The organism is Streptomyces siamensis, assembly GCF_039543605.1.
In the GTDB taxonomy this organism is placed as follows: domain Bacteria; phylum Actinomycetota; class Actinomycetes; order Streptomycetales; family Streptomycetaceae; genus Streptomyces; species Streptomyces siamensis.
This window is the reverse complement of the sequence record NZ_BAABKB010000045.1, coordinates 233,619-247,708: the sequence shown is the minus strand read 5'-3', so window position 1 is coordinate 247,708 and position 14,090 is coordinate 233,619. Positions and strand designations below refer to the sequence as shown.

The 14,090-nt window shown below is 74.0% G+C and carries 12 protein-coding genes; 8 read left to right on the top strand and 4 right to left on the bottom strand.

The genetic code is table 11. From position 1 onward, the window contains the following. Nucleotides 1–498 precede the first annotated feature (498 nt). The 5 genes from ABEB03_RS41230 (at nucleotide 499) to ABEB03_RS41210 (ending at nucleotide 6,916) form a co-directional block, all read left to right on the top strand. Entirely contained in the window at nucleotides 499–1,308 is an 810-nt protein-coding gene (locus ABEB03_RS41230; RefSeq protein ID WP_345658179.1) for a hypothetical protein, read from the top strand. After that, nucleotides 1,305–1,847, top strand: coding sequence for a SixA phosphatase family protein (locus ABEB03_RS41225; RefSeq protein WP_345658178.1), 543 nt, complete (start codon nucleotides 1,305–1,307; stop codon nucleotides 1,845–1,847). The genes ABEB03_RS41230 and ABEB03_RS41225 overlap by 4 nt, the downstream gene beginning before the upstream one ends. Before the next feature lie 186 nt (nucleotides 1,848–2,033). Further along, entirely contained in the window at nucleotides 2,034–2,660 is a 627-nt protein-coding gene (locus ABEB03_RS41220; protein ID WP_345658177.1) for a YigZ family protein, read from the top strand. Between the two features lie 93 nt (nucleotides 2,661–2,753). After that, nucleotides 2,754–3,917, top strand: coding sequence for an exonuclease SbcCD subunit D (locus ABEB03_RS41215; RefSeq protein WP_345658176.1), 1,164 nt, complete (start codon nucleotides 2,754–2,756; stop codon nucleotides 3,915–3,917). Beyond that, a complete protein-coding gene (locus ABEB03_RS41210) occupies nucleotides 3,914–6,916 on the top strand; it encodes an SMC family ATPase (protein ID WP_345658175.1) in 3,003 nt (1,000 codons plus the stop codon). The genes ABEB03_RS41215 and ABEB03_RS41210 overlap by 4 nt, the downstream gene beginning before the upstream one ends. 33 nt (nucleotides 6,917–6,949) lie before the next feature. On the opposite strand, the gene ABEB03_RS41205 is transcribed toward ABEB03_RS41210, so the two are convergent. Beyond that, entirely contained in the window at nucleotides 6,950–7,396 is a 447-nt protein-coding gene (locus ABEB03_RS41205; RefSeq protein ID WP_345658174.1) for an Lrp/AsnC family transcriptional regulator, read from the bottom strand. A gap of 201 nt (nucleotides 7,397–7,597) precedes the next feature. Between ABEB03_RS41205 and ABEB03_RS41200 the strand changes: the two genes are divergently transcribed. Continuing rightward, nucleotides 7,598–8,176 (top strand): rhodanese-like domain-containing protein, encoded by a 579-nt coding sequence (locus tag ABEB03_RS41200; RefSeq protein ID WP_345658173.1) that lies wholly within the window; start codon nucleotides 7,598–7,600, stop codon nucleotides 8,174–8,176. Nucleotides 8,177–8,244: 68 nt separating this feature from the next. Beyond that, nucleotides 8,245–8,760, top strand: coding sequence for an immunity 21 family protein (locus tag ABEB03_RS41195; protein WP_345658171.1), 516 nt, complete (start codon nucleotides 8,245–8,247; stop codon nucleotides 8,758–8,760). A gap of 43 nt (nucleotides 8,761–8,803) precedes the next feature. Here the strand turns inward: ABEB03_RS41195 and ABEB03_RS41190 are convergent, their stop codons facing one another. Then, the gene (locus ABEB03_RS41190) at nucleotides 8,804–10,495 is read right to left on the bottom strand and encodes a DUF885 domain-containing protein (RefSeq protein ID WP_345658169.1); all 1,692 of its coding nucleotides are present in this window, start codon (nucleotides 10,493–10,495) and stop codon (nucleotides 8,804–8,806) included. 61 nt (nucleotides 10,496–10,556) lie between these two features. Further along, entirely contained in the window at nucleotides 10,557–11,129 is a 573-nt protein-coding gene (locus ABEB03_RS41185) for an Lrp/AsnC family transcriptional regulator (protein ID WP_345658168.1), read from the bottom strand. A gap of 60 nt (nucleotides 11,130–11,189) precedes the next feature. Here ABEB03_RS41185 and ABEB03_RS41180 point away from each other — a divergent pair, with 60 nt between their 5' ends. Continuing rightward, the gene (locus tag ABEB03_RS41180) at nucleotides 11,190–12,407 is read left to right on the top strand and encodes a trans-sulfuration enzyme family protein (RefSeq protein ID WP_345658167.1); all 1,218 of its coding nucleotides are present in this window, start codon (nucleotides 11,190–11,192) and stop codon (nucleotides 12,405–12,407) included. Between the two features lie 131 nt (nucleotides 12,408–12,538). Here the strand turns inward: ABEB03_RS41180 and ABEB03_RS41175 are convergent, their stop codons facing one another. Next, the gene (locus ABEB03_RS41175; RefSeq protein ID WP_345658165.1) at nucleotides 12,539–13,966 is read right to left on the bottom strand and encodes a GNAT family N-acetyltransferase; all 1,428 of its coding nucleotides are present in this window, start codon (nucleotides 13,964–13,966) and stop codon (nucleotides 12,539–12,541) included. Between the last annotated feature and the right edge of the window lie 124 nt (nucleotides 13,967–14,090).

Genomic DNA, 14,090 nt, shown 5'->3' with positions numbered 1-14,090 from the left:
TCTCCGGTGATTCTCACGATCGGCGGTGCCGGCGTCGGCGGTGTCGGCCGTGTCGGGTGCGTGCGGCGTCGCCGCGCGGTCTCCCTGAGCGGAACCACTCATTCAGGTTTCCGGGGCACATGCGTGGCGTCCCCATGAACGCCGTGTGATGCGCCGCCGAAGTCGACTTCAGCCGGTGCGCGAGGCGGTGAGTCCGCCGCGCGGTCTGCCCGGCCGGGTGCCCGGTGCCCGAAGCGGGCGACCGCCTAAGCGGGCGATCGCTGGGCCGGCCGACCGCCGAACCCGGTGATCGCCGAACCTGGTGATCGCGAACCGGATGATCGCCGAACGGCGCGATGCCCGACGCCAGATGCGCGCGGCGGCCGGCCCGGTGCGTGGACTCCGGCACGGCCCGCACACGGGTCCGGCGCACCGGACCGGAATCCCGAAGCGCGAACGCCTGTCCGGAACGGGCTCCATCTCCCTGCGTTCGGCTGCCGGCACGCCTACGCTCACCTCGTGCTCCGTATCATCGACGCCCGCTCGGGCGAGCCCACCGACGCCGTCCCGGCCCGCCGCAGCCTGGTCCGCGTCCACGCGCGCCCGCCCGGCTTCGACACCACCGGTCTGCGGGTGCTGCTCGTCGCCGACGTCCTCGTCCGCGCGCTGGAGCTCGGCGGGACCCCCGTCTGGGCGACGTCCGGCCCCGTGGCGGACCCGGACGCGCTGCGGGCGAGCGCGGCGGCGCTCGGCATCCGGCCGTTCGAGGACCACCGCGACGCCACGGGCGGCCTCGGCGCGACCCACACCCTCCAGGTCCTCACGCCCGGGGGCGGGGCGACGGACGCCTCGGCGCCCCCCGGCGGGACCGCGGACGACACGGCCGCCGGTGACGTACGCGTGGGAGTCGCCCCCGTGGAACCCGGCGGCGGACCCGCGACCGGACCCGGCCTCGGCGCGGGGGCGGGCCCCGGCGCCGACACCGGTGCCCCCGACCCGACTGTCCTGCGCCTCGCCCTGCTCCAGCACCGCAGGGACGATCCCCTGCGCCTCGACGCGGCCGCCCTGGCCGACGCCGCGGTCACGTTGGCGCGCTGGCGCGCCGCGGTCGCCGCCTGGGCGACCCGGCCCTCGCGGCCCGTGCCCGAGGAGGTACGGCAGCGACTGCGCACCGCCTGGGAGGACGACCTGGACGTTCCCGGCGTCCTCCGCGTCCTGCGATGGGTGGAGGAGTCCGACGTACCGGAGGGGGCCCGCTTCGAGACGTACGCCTACGCGGACCGGCTCCTCGGGCTCGAACTCACCCGGGACATCGGAGCGGCGTCGTGACACCGCGTGCGGCCGCCGGGCCGTTGCGGCGGCTCGTGGTCCTGCGGCACGCCAAGTCCGCGTGGCCCGCGGACGTGCCCGACCACGAGCGGCCGCTCGCGGCGCGCGGCCGTCGTGACGCCCCGGCCGCCGGGCGGGCGCTCGCGGGCGCCGACTGGCTGCCCGACCTCGCCCTGTGCTCCACCGCCGTCCGCGCGCGCCAGACCTGGGAACTGGCGGCCGAACAGTGGGGCACCCCGCCTCCCGTACGGTTCGACCGGCGCCTGTACGGGGCGGACGCCCCCGAGCTGCTGGCGGCCGTCCGGGAAGTCCCGGAGCGCGTCAGGACGTTGCTGCTGATCGGGCACAACCCGGGGCTCGAGGACCTGGTCCTCGACCTCGCCGGGGACGGCCTGGACGACACCCTGGACCAGGTGCGCACGAAGTTCCCGACCTCGGCCGTCGCCGTCCTCGCCTGGCACGGCGGGAGCTGGCAGGAGCTCGCGCCCTCCGTGGCGCTGCTCACCGACGTGACGGTGCCGAGGGGGAAGAAGAGGTGACGGTACCGGGGAGGAAGTCGCGGTCTTGAGCCCGCGGGCGGGGGCCGGTAGGAGCCCCTCGGACGTGACACTGCCGACACCCGTCGCGGCGGTCACCAAGGGCGGCCGGGCCCGGAGGCGGGGGGAGGGCGTGCGGGGCGGGAGGCGGCGTACGGCACGCGCGCGTGCAGCGCATACGCTGGCCCGATGCAGGACGAGTACCGCACAGTGGCCCGCGCGGGTGTGCACGAGACCGAGATCAACCGCTCCCGCTTCCTGTGCGCCCTCGCCCCGGCCGCCACCGAGCAGGAGGCCCAGGACTTCGTCGCCGCCGTCCGCAAGGAGCACGCCGACGCCACCCACAACTGCTACGCGTACGTGATCGGTGCCGACGCGGCCGTGCAGAAGGCGAGCGACGACGGCGAACCGGGAGGCACCGCCGGCGTCCCCATGCTCCAGATGCTGCTGCGCCGCGACATGCGGTACGTCGTGGCCGTCGTCACCCGCTACTACGGCGGGGTCAAGCTGGGCGCGGGCGGACTCATCAGGGCCTACGGCGGCTCGGTGGGGGAGGCCCTGGACACGCTCGGGACCATCACCCGCCGCAGGTTCCGGCTCGCCACCGTGACCGTGGACCACCTGCGGGCCGGCAAGGTGCAGAACGACCTGCGCTCGGCCGGGCGCGAGGTGCGCGACGTGCGGTACGGCGAGGTGGTCACGATCGAGATCGGGCTGCCGGACGCCGACGTGGAGGCCTTCCGCGCCTGGCTGGCGGACGCGACGTCCGGGGCGGCGGAACTCGAACTCGGGGGAGAGGCGTACGGGGACGCGTGACGGGCCGAACGGACACCCACCGCCGGTGCGGCGGACGGGGGATACGGGAGTAGCCGCCCGTGATGTCCGACCCGCCCGTTAGTCTCGGGGATCATGAGGCTCCTGCACACTTCCGACTGGCATCTCGGCCGGGCGTTCCACCGGGTGAACATGCTCGGCGCCCAGGCCGAGTTCATCGCCCATCTCGTCACGACCGCGCGCGAGCGCGGCGTCGACGCGGTGGTCGTGTCGGGAGACGTGTACGACCGGGCGGTGCCGCCCCTCGCCGCCGTCGAGCTCTTCGACGACGCCCTGCACCGGCTGGCCGACCTCGGCGTGCCCACGGTGATGATCTCCGGGAACCACGACTCGGCCCGTCGGCTCGGAGTCGGCGCCGGACTCATCGGCCGGGCCGGCATCCACCTGAAGACCGAGCCCTCGGCGTGCGGCACCCCCGTCGTCCTCGCCGACCAGCACGGCGACGTGGCCTTCTACGGCCTGCCGTACCTCGAACCGGCCCTCGTGAAGGACGAGTTCGGGGTGGACAAGCCGGCACACGAGACGGTACTGGCCGCCGCGATGGAGCGGGTCCGCGCCGACCTCGCCGCCCGCCCGCCCGGCACCCGCTCCGTGGTCCTCGCGCACGCCTTCGTCACCGGCGGCGAGCCCAGCGACAGCGAGCGGGACATCACCGTCGGCGGCGTCGCCTCCGTGCCCGCCGGAATCTTCGACGGCGTCGACTACACCGCGCTCGGACACCTGCACGGCAGCCAGACCATCACCGAGCGCGTGCGCTATTCGGGCTCCCCGCTTCCGTACTCCTTCTCGGAGGCGGACCACCGCAAGACCATGTGGCTGGTCGACCTGGGCGCCGACGGCTCCCTCGAAGCGGAGCGGATCGACTGCCCCGTGCCCCGTGCCCTCGCCCGTGTCCGGGGCCGCCTGGACGACCTCCTCGCCGATCCGGAGCTGGCGCGCCACGAGGAGGCGTGGGTCGAGGCGACCCTCACCGACCCGGTCCGCCCGGCCGACCCCATGGCCCGGCTGTCCGAGCGCTTCCCGCACACCCTCAGCCTCGCCTTCGACCCGGAGCGCGCCCCCGAGGAACCCGACACCTCCTACGCCCGGCGGCTGGCCGGCCGCAGCGAGGAGCAGATCGCGGAGGACTTCGTGGCCCATGTACGCGGTGCGGGCCCCGACCCGCACGAGCAGACCGTGCTGCGCGACGCCTTCGACGCCGTCCGCGCCGACGAGGCAGTGCGGGAGGTCGCCCGGTGAGACTGCACCGCCTCGACATCACCGCGTTCGGACCCTTCGGCGCACCCCAGACGGTCGACTTCGACGAGCTGTCCGCCGCCGGACTCTTCCTGCTCCACGGACCGACCGGCGCGGGCAAGACCTCCGTCCTGGACTCCGTGTGCTACGCGCTGTACGGCGCGGTGCCGGGCGCCCGCCAGACGGGCCAGGGCCTCGGTCTGCGCAGCGACCACGCGGCACCCGGTACCCGCACCGAGATCCGCCTCGACCTCACCGTCGCCGGACGCCGGCTGGAGATCACCCGGCAGCCGCCCTGGGAGCGGCCCAAGAAGCGCGGCACGGGCACGACCACCGAGAAGGCCCAGAGCTGGCTGCGCGAGTACGACGCGTCGGCGGGGTCCTGGAAGGACCTCAGCCGCTCCCACCAGGAGATCGGTGAGGAGATCACCCAGCTGCTCGGCATGAGCCGCGAGCAGTTCTGCCAGGTCGTGCTGCTGCCCCAGGGCGACTTCGCGCGCTTCCTGCGGGCCGACGCCGAGGCCCGCGGAAAGCTGCTCGGCCGCCTCTTCGACACCCACCGCTTCGCCGAGGTCGAAAAGCGCCTCGCCGAGCGGCGCCGCACCACCGAGGCCGAAGTGCGGGCGGGGGACGCCGAGTTGCTGGCCGACGCGCACCGCATGCAGCAGGAGGCCGGGAGCGGCGTCGAGGTCGCCCTGCCCGAGCTGAAGCCCGGCGAACCGGGCCTCGCGGAGTCCGTCCTCGCCTGGGCCGCCGTCGCCCGGAGCACCGCCCGCGAGCGCCTCACGATCGCTCACTGCGCACGCACCGCCGCCGCATCCGCGCACGCCGCAGCGGACCGCGAGCTCGACGACGTACGTGAAGTGGACCGGCTCCAGCGCAGGTTCACCGCGGCTCGGGAGCGTGCCACGCGCCTGGAGGAGCGCGCCGACGCCCACCAGGAGGCCCAGGCGCGCATGCAGCGCGCCCGCAAGGCCGAGGCGGTGGCTCCGGCGCTCGACCTGCGCGACCTCGCCGGGACCGAGCACCGGCGCGCGGCGGCCGAGGAGGCACGCGCGCGTGCCGGTCTGCCGCAGACGTTCGCCGACGCCGGGGCGCCCGGACTCGCCACCGCCGCCCGCAAGGCGGCCGAGGAGCTCGGCGGCCTGGAATCCGCACGCCGGGCCGAACGACGCCTGGCCGAACTGACCACGGAGCGCGCCTCCTTGGACCGCCAGGAGCGCGCCGACGAGGACGTCCTCCAGGAGGCCGAGGCCTGGCTCGCCGCGTGGGAGGACACCCGCGCCGGCATCGAGTCGGACATCGAGACCGCACAGGAGGCGGCGACACGCGCCGAGCAGCTCGCCGTCCAGCGCGAACCGGCCCTCAGGCGACTCGACGCGGCCCGGCAGAGGGACCAGTTCGCACGCGACACGGACGCCGCGCACGAGCGGGCCCTCGCCGCGCGCGAGCGGGCCACCGAGGCACGCGCCCACTGGCTCGACCTGAAGGAACAGCGCCTCAAGGGCATCGCCGCGGAACTCGCCGCGGGCCTCGTCGACGGTGAGCCCTGCGCCGTCTGCGGCGGCACCGAACACCCGGCACCGGCACGGAAGGTCGACGGACACGTCGACCGCGAGACCGAGGAACGGGCCCTCGCCGGGTTCCAGAGCGCCGACGAGGAGCGTGCCGAAGCGGAGCGCCGGCTCGGCGTCGTGCGCGAGGCGCTGGCCGCCGCGACCGCCGAGGCGGGCGACACCCCCACCGCGCGCCTCACCCAGGAGACCGAGGAGCTGGAGCAGCGGCACGCCGAGGCCCGCTCCGCCGCCTCCGGCCTGCACGCGGCGCGTGAGGCGCGGGAGCAGGCGGAGCGCGAGCACCGGCGGCGGACGGACGCCCAGCAGGAAGCCGCCCGCCGTGTCGCCTCGCGTGCCTCCCTGCGCGAGGCGCTGGACCGCGAGAAGACCGGTCTCGAAGGGGAGTTGACGCAGGCACGCGGCGACGCGGGCAGCGTGTCCGCGCGCGCCGCGCAGCTGGAGCGGCAGGTCGCGCTGCTGACGGAAGCCGCGGACGCCGTCCGCGCCGCCGAGGACACCGCCCAGCGCCTCAAGGAGGCCGACGCCCGACTCGCCGACGCGGCGTTCCGTGCCGGGTTCGACACCCCGCGGGCGGCCGCCGCCGCGCTGCTCGACGACGCCGCCCACCGGGAACTGCAACGGAGGCTCGACGCCTGGCAGTCGGAAGAGGCGGCCGTGCGGGCGGTGCTCGCCGAGGCCGACACGGCGCACGCCGCCCAGCGGCCGCCCGCCGACCTCGCCGCCGCGGAGCGGGCCGCCGAGTCGGCCGCCCGCCGCCTGCGGGAAGCGGCCTCCGCACAGGACGCCGCCGCCCGGCGCTGCGCCGGGCTGGACGCCCTGTCCGGGCGCGCCGACAGAGGCGTACGCCGGCTGGCCCCGCTGCGCGAGGAGTACGACCGCGTCGCCCGCATGGCCGGCCTCGCGGCGGGCACGTCGGCGGACAACGAACGCAAGATGCGCCTGGAGTCGTACGTCCTCGCCGCGCGCCTGGAACAGGTGGCCGCCGCGGCGACGGCGCGCCTGCACCGCATGTCCTCCGGGCGCTACACGCTCGTGCACTCCGCCGACCGCGCCGGCCGTGGCCGCAGCGGACTCGGCCTGCACGTCGTCGACGCCTGGACCGGACGCGAGCGGGACACGGCGACGCTGTCCGGCGGCGAGACGTTCTTCGCCTCGCTGGCACTGGCCCTCGGCCTCGCGGACGTCGTCACCGACGAGGCGGGGGGCGTGCGGCTCGACACCCTCTTCATCGACGAGGGCTTCGGCAGTCTCGACGACCAGACCCTCGACGAGGTCCTCGACGTCCTCGACTCGTTGCGGGAGCGTGATCGCAGCGTCGGCATCGTCAGCCACGTCGCCGATCTGCGGCGGCGCGTGCACGCCCAGCTGGAAGTGGTGAAGGGGAGGACGGGCTCGGTCGTACGGCAGAGGGGCGCCGTCGACTGACGCGGCGCACCGCTGCCCCGTGGCCCGGCGTACTCAGTGGCCGAGGGGCCGGCGGGGGAGCGGCGAGGAGTAGACGACGCTGGTCGTCACCGAGCCCAGGGCGCCGATCCTGCCCGACACCTCCTCCAGGTGGCTCATCGAGCGTGCGGCGACCTTGATGACGAAGCAGTCGTCGCCGGTGACGTGATGCGCCTCCAGGATCTCGGGCGTCGCCGCGACGAGGTCGTGGAACGGCTTGTAGTTGCCATGGGGATACCTGAGTCGGACGAACGCGAGGATGGGCAGGCCGAGGCTCTCCGGATCGACGACGGCCGCATATCCCTGGATGACGCCCGCTTCCTCCAGGCGGCGCACCCGCTCGGTGACCGCGCTCGCGGACATGGAGACGGCGCGGGCGAGCTCGGCGAAACTGGCCCGCCCCTCCCGCTGGAGGACATCGAGGATGCGCCAGTCGGTGGCGTCCGGGGAATACGCGGTCATGTGCGATGGATAGCAGGCGAATCCCCGGCCGATCAAGAGAGAGGCCGTGGATCGCCACTTCAGGAAGTGGATCACCGACCGTAGATTTCTGGTCAGAACGTTCCGCCCGGCCGGGTGCGCAGGAAGCACCGGGGCCGCCGGACGCGCGGAGGGTGCGCGCACCGGCGCCGGCGGGCGGGACCCGGGAGGGAAGGCCAGACCATGACCGCGACCGCCGCCACCAGCACGACCGGCACCACCGCCGCCACCGGCACCGTGACGACGACGCAGCCCGACGCGGGCACCACGGCCGCCGGGACCACGACCGGGTCGGCGGGCGCGAACCCCGTCCTGCGGGTCGCGCCCGCGTCCCCGGCCGCTGCCGCCGCCTACTTCGGCGCGAGCCTCGTCTTCCACGCCGACGTGTCCGACGTCGCCGCCGCCCTCGCCGACGGCGGCGACCCCGGCTTCGTCGTCCTCGACTCCCGTTCCACCGAGTCGTGGGACACGGGCCACATCCCCGGCGCCGTCCACCTGCCCACCGCGCTCATCCCCGAACAGGCCGAGCAGATCCTCGACAGGTCGGTTCCGGTCGTGACCTACTGCTGGGGCCCCGGCTGCAACGGCGCCACCCGCGCGGCTCTCGCCCTCGCCCGACTCGGCTTCCAGGTCAAGGAGATGCTCGGCGGCTTCGAGTACTGGGCCCGTGAGGGCTTCGAGTTCGAGACCTGGGAGGGCCGGGAGCGGCGCGCGGCGGACCCGCTGACCGCACCGGCCGGCACGGACGACTGCGGCTGCTGATCCGCTCGTATCGGACAGGGTGGGGGACACCGAACACCCCTGCGGTCCCGGGCGTGTAGCTTCTGCGCATGGCCAGATACGCGGACCCAGGTGCGGTCGATTGGGTGGAGTCGGGCGGCGGACCCCTCATAGCGATCCCGGAGGTCGTGCTGCCGTTCTGGTCGGGGGCGGACGGCGACGACATGTCCTCCGACTACGACCGGGCATGTGACGTCGAAGGGTTCATCGGCCTCGTGCCGGTCGGGGACACCAGGGCCCTCGTCCTCGGCGACCAGCCCGCCTCCACGGCATACCTCCCCGAGTACGGCACCTTCGTACGGTGGTGCGCCGCCGAGTCCGAGCAGGAGCTCCTCTCCGGCGTACCCGCCGCGCTGGCCGGGGCCGCGTGGGAGCCGGAGGTGCAGTGGAAGGTGCCGGGGCCGGTGGTCCTCTTCGACGCGGCCTGGCCCGGCACCGCCTCGGAGCGCACCGACCATCTGCGGGTCGCTCTCGAACCCGGCCAGTACGCGGTGCGCGCCGCCTACGCGGAGCCGGGCCCCGAGACATGGCTCGGCCTGGTGCAACTGCGCCGGCTGACGCACTGAGCGGCCGGGCGGGTACCGGCCCCGGCCGCTCAGTACGCGCAGGTCAGAGCCGGGACAGCTCGTCCACCAGGTCGTCCAGGCCCAGCGAACCCTGGGACAGGGCCGCCATGTGCCAGGCCTTCGCGTCGAACGCGTCGCCGTGGCGCTTCTTCGCGTTCTCCCGGCCCAGCAGCCACGCACGCTCGCCGAGCTTGTAGCCGATGGCCTGGCCCGGGATGGTGAGGTAGCGGGTCAGCTCGCTCTCCACGAAGTCGGCCGGGCGGCTGCTGTGCGCGTCGAAGAACTCCTGCGCCAGGTCGGGGGTCCACCGCTCGCCGGGGTGGAAGGGCGAGTCCGCCGGGATCTCCAGCTCCAGGTGCATGCCGATGTCGACGATGACCCGGGCGGCGCGCATCATCTGCGCGTCGAGGTAGCCGAGCCGCTGCTCGGCGTCCGTGAGGAAGCCCAGCTCGTCCATCAGCCGCTCCGCGTAGAGCGCCCAGCCCTCGCAGTTGGCGCTGACCTGGCCGACGGTGGCCTGGTAGCGGGAGAGGTCGTCGACCACGTACACCCACTGGGCGAGCTGGAGGTGATGGCCGGGCACCCCCTCGTGGTACCAGGTCGAGACCAGGTCGTAGACGGGGAAGCGGGTCTGCCCCATGGTCGGCAGCCACGTCCGTCCGGGGCGCGAGAAGTCCTGCGACGGCGCGGTGTAGTACGGTGCCGCGGCGCCTCCGGGCGGTGCGATGCGGGACTCCACCTTCCGTACCGGCTCGGCGAGTTCGAAGTGCGTGCCGTCCAGGGCCTCGATCGCCTCGTCCATGAGGCCCTGGAGCCAGGTCCGCACCTCGTCGACGCCTTCGATGTGCCTGCCGTGCTCGTCGAGGTGCGCGAGCGCCACCCAGGGGGTCGCGGCGCCGGGCAGGATCTTCTCGGCCTCGGACTTCATCTCCCCGAGCAGCCGGTGGTACTCGGCCCAGCCGTAGGCGTACGCCTCGTCCAGGTCGAGATCCGTGCCGTTGAAGTAGCGGGCCAGCCGCGCGTACCGCTCACGGCCCACCGTGTCGGGCGCGCCCTCGATCGTGGGGGCGTACACGTCGCGCATCCAGTCCCGCAGCGCGACGATCGCCTCGGTGGCGGCGCGAGCGGCCGTGTCGAGCTCCTCCCGCAGCGCGTCCGGGCCCGCCGACGCGAAGTCCTCGAACCAGCCGAGGCCCTGCCCGTCGGTGTCCGACCACTCGGTGAGCTGCCCGATGAAGGTCGCTGTCGGGCGCGGGCCCGCGTACAGCTTGCGGTCCAGGCCGAGGGCGAGGGACTCGCGGTATCCCGCCAGGGCGGCCGGCACGGCGCGCAGCCGCTCGGCGATGATCGCCCAGTCCTCCTGCGTGTCGGCCGGCGTCAGGGTGAAGACCTCGCGCACGCCGTGCGGCGCCGTGTGCAGGTTGCCGACCGCGCGCAGGCCCTCGCCGGCGTCGTGGACGGCGAGTTGGGCGGTGAGCCGCTCGCGCAGCAGCCGGGCACACCGGCGCTCCATGTCACTGTCCGCCCCGGGCAGCCGCTCGGCGTCGTCGAGCCGTGCGAGCGTCGCCCGTGCGAGCTCCGCGACCGCCTCCTGGCCGGCGGGCGAGGTGTCGGGGAGCTTGCTGTGACTCTCCTTCACACCGAGGTACGTTCCGAGGACCGGGTCGAGGGCGATGAGTTCGTCGACATAGGTGTCGGCGACCTCGCGGGGCAGCGGGCTCTTCGTCTGTGACATGCGGACATCCTCATATGAGGACGGGCGTCGCGTCAGCCCGGTATCCGGCTCTTGTGCCGGATCAGCCGGCCCCCGCCGCCGGTCTGGCGGGCTGCTCGGGCACCGGCGTCCTGCCGGACCGCACGGACGGTTCCGCGGACGGCTGGCCCGTGTGCGGGTCCCGGCGGGGAGGCAGCAGCGGACCGCAGTCCCACTGCTGGAAGATCAACCGGGTCTCGACCCGCGCCACTTCGCGCTGCGAGGTGAACTCGTCGAGCACCAGGCGCTGCAGATCCGCCATGTCCGCCACCGCGACATGGACCAGATAGTCGTCGGGACCGGTGAGATGGAAGACCGTGCGGGACTCCGGAAGCGCCCTTATCCGGTCCACGAAGGGCCCCACCAGCTCCCGTCGATGCGGCCTGACCTGCACGGACAGCAACGCTTCGAGACCCCTGCCCAGCTTCGCCGGGTCCAGCCGCAACTGATGGCCGAGAATCACCCCCGCACGGCGCAGCCGGGTCACCCGGTCCAGGCAGGTCGAGGGCGCGACACCGACCTGTGCGGCGAGGTCGCGGTACGTCGTCCGGGCGTCGTTCTGCAACAGCCGCAACAGATGAAGATCCACCGGATCGAGTACGACGGAATCGGCCATGGCGCGAACGTAACACGGGATGTGGCGCTCACAGCCCGTTCGGTGTTCAGGCTTCGCCGCATGGACTCCGTTGTGTACGACGCATATGACGCTCGCGATGACCGGGACGACCTGAACGGAACCCGTCAGGTGTCCGCCGCGCCCCTGGTCCGGGCGCTCGCCACCGAGGCCGTGCACGCCGGGCGGGACGATCTCGCCGCCCAGGGACTTCACGCGGCGCCGATCGATCTGTCGACGACCTACCCCTCGTACGACAGCCGGGGCGAGGCCGCCCGCATCGACGCGTTCGCCGCGGACGGCGCCGAACCGGACGGCCCGCCCGTCTACGCCCGGCTCGGCAATCCGACCGTCGCCCGTTTCGAGACCGCGCTCGCCCGGCTCGAAGGCACCGAGAGCGCGGTCGCCTTCGCCAGCGGCATGGCCGCGCTGAGCGCCGTCCTGCTGGTCAGGAACGCGATGGGCCTGCGGCACGTCGTCGCCGTACGCCCGCTGTACGGATGCAGCGACCACCTGCTCACGGCGGGCCTGCTGGGCAGCGAGGTCACCTGGGTCGACCCGGCGGGCATCGCCGACGCCCTGCGTCCGGACACCGGTCTGGTGATGGTCGAGTCGCCGGCCAACCCGACGCTCGCCGAGGTGGACCTCAGGGCCGTCGCGCACGCCTGTGGCACCGTGCCGTTGCTCGCGGACAACACGTTCGCCACGCCCGTGCTGCAGCGCCCCGCCGAACACGGCGCGCGCCTGATCCTGCACAGCGCGACCAAGTACCTCGGCGGACACGGCGACGTGATGGCCGGCGTGGTGGCCTGCGACGAGGAGTTCGCCCGGCGGCTGCGCCAGGTGAGGTTCGCGACCGGTGGTGTCCTGCATCCGCTGGCCGGGTATCTGCTGCTGCGCGGCCTCTCCACGCTTCCCGTACGGGTACGGGCCGCGTCCTCGAACGCCGCCGAACTCGCCCGGCGCCTCGCCGCCGATCCGCGCGTCGCCCGCGTCCACTACCCGCGCATCGGCGGCGCCATGATCGCGTTCGAGGTCCACGGGGACCCGCACGACGTGATCGCCGGGGTCCGACTGGTCACCCCGGCCGTGAGCCTCGGCAGCGTGGACAGCCTGATCCAGCACCCGGCCTCGATCAGCCACCGCATCGTGCCCGAGCAGGACCGCCACGACGCCGGCGTCAGCGACCGGCTGCTGCGGATGTCGGTCGGTCTGGAGGACGTCGACGACCTCTGGGTCGACCTCGACGCGGCGTTGGGGAGCAAGGTGCCCGTGGCGTAGGGGAGCGGCACGCCGGGGGTGGGAGCGGGGGAGGAGCCGGGCCGGTCCGAGTGACGGCGGACGCCCGGCTCGACCTCGCCGTCCGGACCCACGGGGGGCCGGACGGCGAGGTGTCCGTACGGGGGGGGCGGTCAATCGCGCGCGACGCGCTCCCCGCGCTGCTCTTCGCCCTGCGGCAGCCGCGTCCGGCCGGCCGGCTCCAGGCGGGCCGTGATGACCAAGGTGCCCTCCTCGATCTGGTAGTCGAGGGGGAGACCGAGGCCGCGCATGGCGGCGACCATGCCGGTGTTGGAGGCCTGCGTCACGACGTACACGCTCTCGCAGCCGGCCTCGACCGCCAGGGCCACCAGCCGGCCGAGCAGCTCGCTGCCGATGCCGCGCCGCTGCCACTCGTCCTCGACGAGGAGCGCGATCTCCGTCTCGTCACCGTCCCAGAGGAGGTGTCCGAGCCCGACGATGCGGCCCGACGCCGTCTGTACGGCCAGGGTGCGACCGAAGCGCGGGCTGAGCAGGTGGCTGAGGTAGCGGTCCGCGTCGCCCACCGGGCCGTGGTAGCGCATGCTCAGCGTCCGCGCGGAGCAGCGCTCGTGCATCGCCTTGGCCGCCTCGACGTCGGACCCGTCGGCCCGCCGCACGGTGATGGCATTGCCCTCGGGCAGCGTCAGCACGTCCTGGCTCCGCGGAATGCGCGGACCGAGCCGCGCGTCCAGCTCCACCAACGCCCTCGCCCGCGCGAACTCGGTCGGTGTGAACGGCAGATACGGCCGCTCCACCGTGATCACACCGCCCTCCGGGGCCCGCAGCCGCATGACGGTGTCCTCCAGCGCACCCTCCACGGGCGCGCCCTCCTCCACCCGTCCGGAGACCGGCGACTTGCCGGGCAGCGACCGGATGGTGCAGCGGCCGAGCAACTGCCGCAGAGCAAGGGGCAGTTCGGCTGCGTCGAGTGCGGTGCGAGTGGCCAGGCCGAGCACCCGGGTCGGAGCGTCCACCAGGTCGTGGGCGTCGGCGCGCTCGATCCACGTCCCGGCACCGCCCGCCCGGGACACGGCCCGGGTGATCTCGGCGGCGTCCAGGTCCGCGGGGGCCCGCAACAGGAACTCGTCCACCGTGCCCTTCGCCAGCGGATGCGTCTGCAGGCTGAGGATGTCGACCCGCTGCCCGGCCAGCGCCGTGCACAGCGCCGCCAGCGAACCCGGCGCGTCCTGCACCGTCGTGCGCATCCGCCACAGCACGGTCTCCCCGGCGGCGGCCCGCGGGGCCGCGCCGGGCTCGTCGGAGCGCCCGGCCCGTCGCCCGTGGGCGCCGGGCCGGGCGCCGGTATCGTCCGCCGGCGGGGCGTGGCCGTGGCGCCGTGCCCACCAGATGTGGAAGCCGGCCGTGGCGACCAGGATCATCGCCGAGATCACGAGCAGGGCAGGGCCGTCGGGCCCGTGCCCGATCAGGTTGGCGACGGCGTCGGCGACGGCCACGGCCGTGAACAGGGCGGCGAGTTCGACGACGTCCCGCCGCCAGTGGTGTATGGGGCGCCCGTGCTTCGCACGGGTCACATCAGACATGTCAGGAGTCATACAGTCACTGTGAAGGAACGGTGTTGCGTGATCACGAACGCTTTGTGACTGATCGGTTAAGTGTCGTTCTGCCCCTTTTGCAGTTCTTTTTAAGGGTCCTTTGCTCGGCCCG

Coding starts and splice junctions, on each gene's coding strand:
- ABEB03_RS41220 (WP_345658177.1), top strand. CDS start 2,034: ATGCAGGACGAGTACCGCACAGTGGCCCGCGCGGGTGTGCACGAGACC.
- ABEB03_RS41215 (WP_345658176.1), top strand. CDS start 2,754: ATGAGGCTCCTGCACACTTCCGACTGGCATCTCGGCCGGGCGTTCCAC.
- ABEB03_RS41205 (WP_345658174.1), bottom strand. CDS start 7,396: ATGACCGCGTATTCCCCGGACGCCACCGACTGGCGCATCCTCGATGTC.
- ABEB03_RS41200 (WP_345658173.1), top strand. CDS start 7,598: ATGACCGCGACCGCCGCCACCAGCACGACCGGCACCACCGCCGCCACC.
- ABEB03_RS41195 (WP_345658171.1), top strand. CDS start 8,245: ATGGCCAGATACGCGGACCCAGGTGCGGTCGATTGGGTGGAGTCGGGC.
- ABEB03_RS41190 (WP_345658169.1), bottom strand. CDS start 10,495: ATGTCACAGACGAAGAGCCCGCTGCCCCGCGAGGTCGCCGACACCTAT.
- ABEB03_RS41185 (WP_345658168.1), bottom strand. CDS start 11,129: ATGGCCGATTCCGTCGTACTCGATCCGGTGGATCTTCATCTGTTGCGG.
- ABEB03_RS41180 (WP_345658167.1), top strand. CDS start 11,190: ATGGACTCCGTTGTGTACGACGCATATGACGCTCGCGATGACCGGGAC.
- ABEB03_RS41175 (WP_345658165.1), bottom strand. CDS start 13,966: ATGTCTGATGTGACCCGTGCGAAGCACGGGCGCCCCATACACCACTGG.